10 protein-coding genes are annotated in these 6942 nt (G+C 40.5%); all 10 read right to left on the bottom strand.

Annotation, left to right across the window (positions count from 1 at the left end; translation table 11 throughout):
• Positions 1-208 precede the first annotated feature (208 nt).
• Entirely contained in the window at positions 209-826 is a 618-nt protein-coding gene (locus tag IQP38_RS18360; protein WP_054579703.1) for a hypothetical protein, read from the bottom strand.
• A 141-nt stretch (positions 827-967) separates the two neighbouring features.
• Positions 968-1477 carry a DUF4303 domain-containing protein gene (locus tag IQP38_RS18350; protein ID WP_193837852.1) on the bottom strand — a complete coding sequence of 170 codons (510 nt, stop codon included), beginning with the start codon at positions 1475-1477 and terminating at the stop codon, positions 968-970.
• A 134-nt stretch (positions 1478-1611) separates the two neighbouring features.
• Complete coding sequence (locus IQP38_RS18345; RefSeq protein WP_047104097.1) at positions 1612-2175, bottom strand: hypothetical protein; 564 nt, start codon at positions 2173-2175, stop codon at positions 1612-1614.
• 133 nt (positions 2176-2308) lie between these two features.
• Positions 2309-2719, bottom strand: coding sequence for a cytidine deaminase (locus IQP38_RS18335; RefSeq protein ID WP_021033956.1), 411 nt, complete (start codon positions 2717-2719; stop codon positions 2309-2311).
• A gap of 153 nt (positions 2720-2872) precedes the next feature.
• Complete coding sequence (locus IQP38_RS18325) at positions 2873-3343, bottom strand: GNAT family N-acetyltransferase (protein ID WP_085319722.1); 471 nt, start codon at positions 3341-3343, stop codon at positions 2873-2875.
• 168 nt (positions 3344-3511) lie between these two features.
• Positions 3512-3862, bottom strand: a complete 351-nt coding sequence (locus tag IQP38_RS18320) for a hypothetical protein (RefSeq protein WP_104975420.1) — start codon at positions 3860-3862, stop codon at positions 3512-3514.
• Between the two features lie 134 nt (positions 3863-3996).
• The gene (locus IQP38_RS18310; RefSeq protein ID WP_193837850.1) at positions 3997-4770 is read right to left on the bottom strand and encodes a nuclease-related domain-containing protein; all 774 of its coding nucleotides are present in this window, start codon (positions 4768-4770) and stop codon (positions 3997-3999) included.
• 304 nt (positions 4771-5074) lie between these two features.
• Positions 5075-5347, bottom strand: coding sequence for a hypothetical protein (locus IQP38_RS26555; protein ID WP_228010110.1), 273 nt, complete (start codon positions 5345-5347; stop codon positions 5075-5077).
• A 145-nt stretch (positions 5348-5492) separates the two neighbouring features.
• Complete coding sequence (locus IQP38_RS18300) at positions 5493-5759, bottom strand: barstar family protein (protein WP_025527397.1); 267 nt, start codon at positions 5757-5759, stop codon at positions 5493-5495.
• A 695-nt stretch (positions 5760-6454) separates the two neighbouring features.
• Complete coding sequence (locus IQP38_RS18290) at positions 6455-6817, bottom strand: DUF2750 domain-containing protein (RefSeq protein ID WP_060657850.1); 363 nt, start codon at positions 6815-6817, stop codon at positions 6455-6457.
• Positions 6818-6942 lie beyond the last annotated feature (125 nt).

The raw sequence follows: 6942 nt of genomic DNA, 5'->3' as shown, positions 1-6942 counted from the left end.
CACGACATTCTTCGAATGCAACTACCTTAATTTCAAAATGATCTATCACTCTCGATCCTTTAGAGTTGGTTACAATTTTCCTTAAAGTACATAACGCCGCGTTAAGGTGCGAACAACGCAATACATAACCCTCTGCAAAGCACCGTAATCACTCAACCCAACGCAAATCAAAAGTGCCACGCGTTGTGAGTCGCTCTTAAACGCTTTGTTATACCTGTTGCCAAGTATTAGTCCCACCGGTTTTTTCAAAAACTTGATGATTATCAAAATGTTTTATTAGGTCAGTTTCGAACAATGAAACGGTAGCGTTTGGGTTATGAAGAAATAGAATTTTACCCGTTTTCACTGAAAGTACAGCTATCGCACTGATGTACTTCATTCTATTTGTCAGCAAACCTGGATGCCTTTTTATTTCTTCGAACGATCCATCTCGATGAGCATAATATTCAGCTTTACCTAACATCGCTTTCTGGATACTCGGAATGAATAAGAAATCCATTGTTGCGAAGTCTCGGCAATCACATAAAACAATGACCCTACTAGCTTTTGATTCTCCGTAGTTTTTTAGCTGTTTAGCCGCATCTTTAATACTGTTTACAACACGATCGGAGTTCACTTGATATATGCCCAAACATTCATCTTCAATGTCACGTAATACTTGTTTTTCAGATGGGTTTTCAGTGAGTTCTTTAATCTCCCAATAGCTTAGGTGATTACCAAGATAAACTTCATAATCAGGTGTTTTCCCTTCAGACTCAGGGATTTTTCGAAACTTAATATTCTTAGAATAGAGTGTTGCTTCAAATTGGCTTTCTGACTCTGTCACAATTCCTCCGAAGGTATAACGCCTTGTTAAGGTGTGAGGCACGCAATACCGAAGCTCCCGCATACCACCTTAACCACTAAAACTAACGCATAGCAAAAATGCCACGCGTGCCGAATCACTCTTGAACAATTTGTTATACATTTATTCCGCCGCCTCTCGAAGCCAACTATCTAAGGACTCACGCGGATTTAACCTATATGCTCGTTCAACGTTTGTCGCGTCTGGCGGCATGATTTCTGCGTTGATATAGAGCTTATCTCGACAATTTAAGCTATCTAAATAACCTTCAATATACAAACGCTTAAGAGTCGACTCCATCGCAGATAAAAGAACTGTCGTAGTCTCTTCACTAAAACCACATTCAGCGCTCGCATTGTCCAAAAGCAGTTCAACACCTGAGAAGTATTCATCGCAGAAACCAAACAACGGTGAGTCTGCATATGACCATTTTATTTCTTCTCGGTCTTCAAAGGATGAAGCTTCGGTTTGCAATAGTTCGTCAGACCAAGCCGAAAATATAGGTCGATGCCCCTCTCCAGTTGTGACCAAAGCTACGTAATAAAAGTGATGCTGCGGAAACTCAGACGACAACCTTACTATTATTGATTTGGTCGCCTTGTAGAGCATATTTTCTAGTTGCTTAAGTTTCATATTGCTCCAAATGTATAACGCCGCGTTAAGTGGTGAGCAACGCAGACCACCCTACCTAAACCATTGTGCCGTAAACACTGAAGCTGAATCAAACCGAAAATGCCGAGCGTTGTGAATCCGTCTTAAACGCTTTGTTAGCACGCTCTCAACACCTGATTTCTATAATAGTCACTTAACCCAAATTTAATCGAAAACGCCTGTTCAGGAACCAATCTAGAATACTTAACCGCATTTTCGAATACATTTCCAAGTTCATCGGGCTTTTTTCCTTGTTCTGTTTTAGAAAGAACAATTCTAAAGTTACCCCAATACATATTCATATTTTCGGACATGTCATTTACTTCTTCACTTAAAGTCGGAACATACAGATCAACGAGCATTTGCAATCTAGAGCATTTATCACACAAAATACGGTATTTCGCATCGTAGTCACTCATGCTTAAATTTGCCTCCCAATCTATATTGAGAAACGTAAGCGAAAACTCTCTTCCTAGTTCAGATACTAATACATGTGCTTCTTCAATTTTTGTTTCTAGCTTATCGAACAATACTTTTTGTTTTTCTTGTACCAATTCAGCTTGTTTAGCTCGGAACTCTAAATTAATGCGTTGTTCCAGAAGCTTTCGCTGCCCCCAAAAAGTAAATACAGCCCCAAACGAAGCGCTAATCAAAGCTAAAAGCCCACTGGATATATCCATTATTCCTCCGAAGTGCTAACGCCCTGTTAAGGTGTGAGCAACGCAATACCGAAGCCACTGCATACCACCTTAAACACTAAAACCAACGCATAGTAAAAATGCCACGCGTTGCGAATCACTCTTAAACAGTTTGTTATAGCGCTTTGCCGTTTACAAGTGACCAATGATGAGGCATTAATTCTCGTATAGTCTTGAAAACCAATGCATTCCCTGAAGTCGTAATTGCTGCTTTGACATCCCCACCCCAATGGACGAGGCGCTCTTGGCAAACTCCGCATGGTGACAAAATTAGAAATTCATCGTTCTCGCTCTCACGACACAGGCATAATGAGTGGGTCACTCGCTCATTGAGTTTGTGAGCCTCTAAATACGCTCCCACCTCCATGCATAGTGAAAGAGCATCGTTTTTAGTATCAGGAGCAATGCTTGTTAATATTTTTCCTGACTCTGTTCTAACAGCCGCAGCTCCACCCCAACCAGAAGGATATCGCATATTTACTAGTTCTATTGCTGCTTGATAGAGCTCTTTTTCGATATTATCCATATTCAATTTTATCGTGCGCTATAACGCCTTGTTAAGGTGTGAGGCACGCAATACCGAAGCCTACGCATAGCACCTTAACCACTAAAACTAACGCATAGTAAAAATGCCACGCGTGCCGAATCACTCTTAAACAATTTGTTATGTAGCCGACTTTCAGCTTAGTGCTTTCTGCCCAATTAGGATTTTGGGGGCAATACCAGCTTTGCGATACAAACCTAAAGCAGATTCATTGAAGGAATATACTTCTAAAAACAGCTCTTCTCCGCCGTTAGAAATAGCCCTTTTCTCAAATGCCTCTATTAGCGCCAGTCCAACGCCTTGGCTTCTAAAGCATGAATCCACTACTATTTGTTCAATGCTCGCGATTTTTCGCTGTTTGAGCGTCCAAGACTTACGAACCCATAGCTCACCAAAAACAAAACCTACTAACTGCCCTTTGCTTTCGGCTACCAGAAAAATCGAGCTTTCACTTTCGATTATCTTGTGTAGGTCTATTTTTTGTTCAATTTCTTCCGGTGATAAGAAGTCATCAGGTAAATTTGCTTGATGGTACTCATTAAGCTGAAACTGTAGTTTCTTGATAACACTGATATCTTCAATGCGAGCTTGGCGAATATTTAACATATATAAATCCTTTTAACTTACCGTCCTCTCGTGGCTACATAACGCCGCGTTAAGTAGTGAGCAACGCCACCACCAGACTTAAACATTGTGCCGTAAACTCTAAATTCAAAGCAAACCAAAAATGCCGAGCGTTGCGAATCTGTCTTAAACGCTTTGTTATGCTCGTACTTAAAGAAATTGAAGGACTAAACAAGCAATAAACGCCGGTAGACCGGCTATGAAGAAAACTAAGCCTGTTTGGTAGTTCATTCGATAGTGCTCTCGTTCGTCCTTTTCGAAATCATGCCCTTCTACCATTTTGTAAACTTTATCTCTTCTAGGATCATCTAACCGAGTCGTCTTACTATGGACACCACCTTCCCACATTAGCTTCGCTAAAATCCATATGATGATGACAACAAAGAAAAGAAAGTCGACCAACCGAGTCGTAGCAAAGAATGGAACAAACTGAGCTAGAGCGATAACAATAAGAGCCGCTGAGAGGTTAATTAGAAGCACTTTTTTGAATAAATCGAGCAAAATTACCTCCTAGAGCATAACGCCCTGTTAAGGTGTGAGCAACGCAGTGCCGAAGCTCCTGCATACCACCTTAATCACTAAAACCAACGCATGATGAAAATGCCACGCGTTGCGAATCACTCTTAAACAGTTTGTTAGTTGAATTGTTTCACCGCTCTACACTTGGGAAAAGTTGAACAACCCCAAAACTGTTTACCTATATTTTCACCACGCTTGGTTTCACGCAACACCATTTCAGAGCCGCAACGGGGGCACTGATTTGAGCTAACTTGGGATGCAACAACTCCTTTGACATGTTTACGATGCTTTAAATCCGTAATGACTCCGCGCTTTAACTTTAACCGGTTTATAGACTCTGTTAACCGAGCATAATCATTGTCAGAGAACACTACATCGTTAAATTGCTGAATGTATCGAATACTTCCTCGAGCGTAGGTAACGTTTGGAGGCATTTCGGTTTTAAAGGTACTGTTGCCGATGAAAACAATAACTGAATGCAAGTGTTCTTCACTGCAACCTAGCAAGGTTTCCAGAGCTTTTATGTGCTTGTAATTCTGATGCAGTGGGTTCTGAAATTTAGAGGAATGACGGTAAATCTTTTGTGTCCACTGTTTCTGGCGAGCTGAACCAAATATCCAACCTTTCATATTCTTAGTTTCAACGACGAAGATGCCATATCTAGAAACCACAATATGGTCGACTTGAGTTGTACCATCGTTAGTCGGCAACGTTACGTCTTTTATTAGTGTGTAATCAGACTCTGGTAATTTGGACAAAAGACGGTTCACGAGAAACTCACCGAATACACCTTTTAGCCACCTACTTTTGAAAACGCTAACAATGAGCAATAAAGGCACTAGATACCAGACTTGCGCAAGCACATTAAGAAATGCTTCAAAAATATTCACGGATTTTCCCTATTCAACTAACGCCGCGTTAAGTAGTGAGCAACGCTAACCACCTAACCTAAACCATTGCACCGTAAACACAAACCCCAACTTTGAATGCAAAATGCCAAGCGTTGGGAATCTGACTTAAACGCCTTGTTATAACGTTTCAAAATCCAAGCGCAAATCTAATAAGTCGCTTGTTGCATGAAGTTCAAATACAATTTGTGTGCAACCTACCGTACCTGTTTTGTGAGTAGCCGTATCTTTACACATCTCATACGCGACAAAATTTAGGTTTTTACAAGCTTTAAGTAAATCTACTTCACGAGGAAGCTTCAGTAAGCGTGCCACTTTTGAATAGAATGGGATTGCTTCTTTTTTTTGATAGAATTATAGATATAATCTGGCGCAGTTCATTTTGATCATCTAGAGAAGCATTTGCATTAGTAATTTTTGCACGATTTTTTAAGCAAAATGCTGACAATGAGCCAAGAGCCTCTTTAAAGGAAACTATCGGCTCTAGCACTAATTTCAAAACAAACTGCCCTAAAACAAAAACTAAGAAACCTGAAACTACTGTAAGTAAAACTGACACTTTAAACCCTCTAAGTTATAACGCCCAATTAAGGTGTGAAGCATGCTACCACGATACTTAATTAGAACACCTTAATCACTAAACTTGACCCAAGCCAAAAATGCCAAGCGTGCTGAATCACTCTTAAATTGTTTGTTATAGCGCATTAGTTCCAATCTACTCTGGTACCTATATTTGGATACTCTCGGCTCAAGTCATCAAAACAACTTTTTAAAGATTCGAAACTCTCTGGGTGAGCTGACTTCAAATGACTAGAACCTACAAACTCTATGACTTTAGGCAAATCCGAATCACAAAGGCAATCCCAAAAAGCATCCCAGTTTTTTCCATAATAATCTGGAAAACCAAAGCAATTAGCCATTAATTCATGAAGTTGATTTTCGTTCTCGATCATTATTAAATCAATGCGCATAATCCCTCTTCTGATAAATACCGCTGCGCTATAACGCCTTGCTAAGGTGTGAGTAACGCAATACAAAAGCTACCGCACAGCGCCTTAATCACATAAGCCACCGCAAAGTAAAAATGCCACGCGTTACGAATCACTCTTAAGCAATTTGTTAGTACATGCGCTACTTCTATTTATGCGCTCCAAGATATTGAAAACTGAGATGATATGAAAGGCTTTGAACACTGAAGTGAGACGGGCAGCTACAAAACTTTACCCCGATTGAAAGACGAAAGTTGGCTAGAAGAAAAACGCATTGAACTGCCCTACTTTCACTTGCTTCAAATTAGAAAAGGATTCTTTCCTCGTACTTCAACAGCCACAACAAAAGTGATCAAGGTTCTCTCAAAAACCACCACGAAAATAAAGAAGCACCAAAGAAATAGGATAAGAGTTAGAAGCCGTAAACGATGAAATCAAAGCGAACACTTCGCATATAGTGCCACCGGAAAGAACGTGAAAGGCACTAGCTGAAAGGTGTAAATACGAGCGCCAAAACAGATAAACACCAAAATTTATGACCTTTGATGTCAAACCCGTACTAACGCCCTGTTAAGGGGTGAGCAACGCAATACCAAAGCTGCTGCATACCACCTTAATCACTTAAACCAACGCACAGTATAAATGCCACGCGTTGTGAATCCCTCTTAAACAGTTTGTTAGCTGCGTACCAACATTTTTGCCACATCAATTGCGACAACTTCAGTACCACAGAGGTTTGCATCCCAATTGAGACCCACAAGATGTCCATCGCTATGAATACCTTTTAGCCAATTATCAACGAATGAATCTAGGTTAATTGGACTTGGGACATACAACTCCCAATCACCAATTGCGACCCGACTTGCGTATGCTCTATCTGACCAAAAAACATAAACTGATGCGTCTGGATACTGATTCGAATTACAAACTGCCCAACCACCATCAGGATGCTGAAGTCCCCAAACAGTTCGATTTTCGATTACTCTGTCGATAAATCTTATGTAATTGGAACTTGATGTAGCTTTATCTTGGATCTTCATTTTTCCTCTAAGCAGCTAACGCCTTGCTAAGGTGTGAGGCGCGCAATACCGAAGCTTCCGCATACCACCTTAACCACTAAAACCAACGCATAGTAAAAATGCCACGCGTGCCGAATCACTCTTGA

This window comes from Vibrio sp. OPT41 (genome assembly GCF_015163595.1).
Classification (GTDB): domain Bacteria; phylum Pseudomonadota; class Gammaproteobacteria; order Enterobacterales; family Vibrionaceae; genus Vibrio; species Vibrio alginolyticus.
Note: the sequence above shows the minus strand (reverse complement) of the source record. Positions and strands in the feature narration are given on the sequence as shown.

Bases quoted from the DNA above. Each gene is read 5' to 3' on its own strand.
- IQP38_RS18335 (WP_021033956.1), bottom strand. From the start codon at position 2,719: ATGGATAATATCGAAAAAGAGCTCTATCAAGCAGCAATAGAACTAGTA.
- IQP38_RS18350 (WP_193837852.1), bottom strand. From the start codon at position 1,477: ATGAAACTTAAGCAACTAGAAAATATGCTCTACAAGGCGACCAAATCA.
- IQP38_RS18300 (WP_025527397.1), bottom strand. From the start codon at position 5,759: ATGCGCATTGATTTAATAATGATCGAGAACGAAAATCAACTTCATGAA.
- IQP38_RS18290 (WP_060657850.1), bottom strand. From the start codon at position 6,817: ATGAAGATCCAAGATAAAGCTACATCAAGTTCCAATTACATAAGATTT.
- IQP38_RS18345 (WP_047104097.1), bottom strand. From the start codon at position 2,175: ATGGATATATCCAGTGGGCTTTTAGCTTTGATTAGCGCTTCGTTTGGG.
- IQP38_RS18325 (WP_085319722.1), bottom strand. From the start codon at position 3,343: ATGTTAAATATTCGCCAAGCTCGCATTGAAGATATCAGTGTTATCAAG.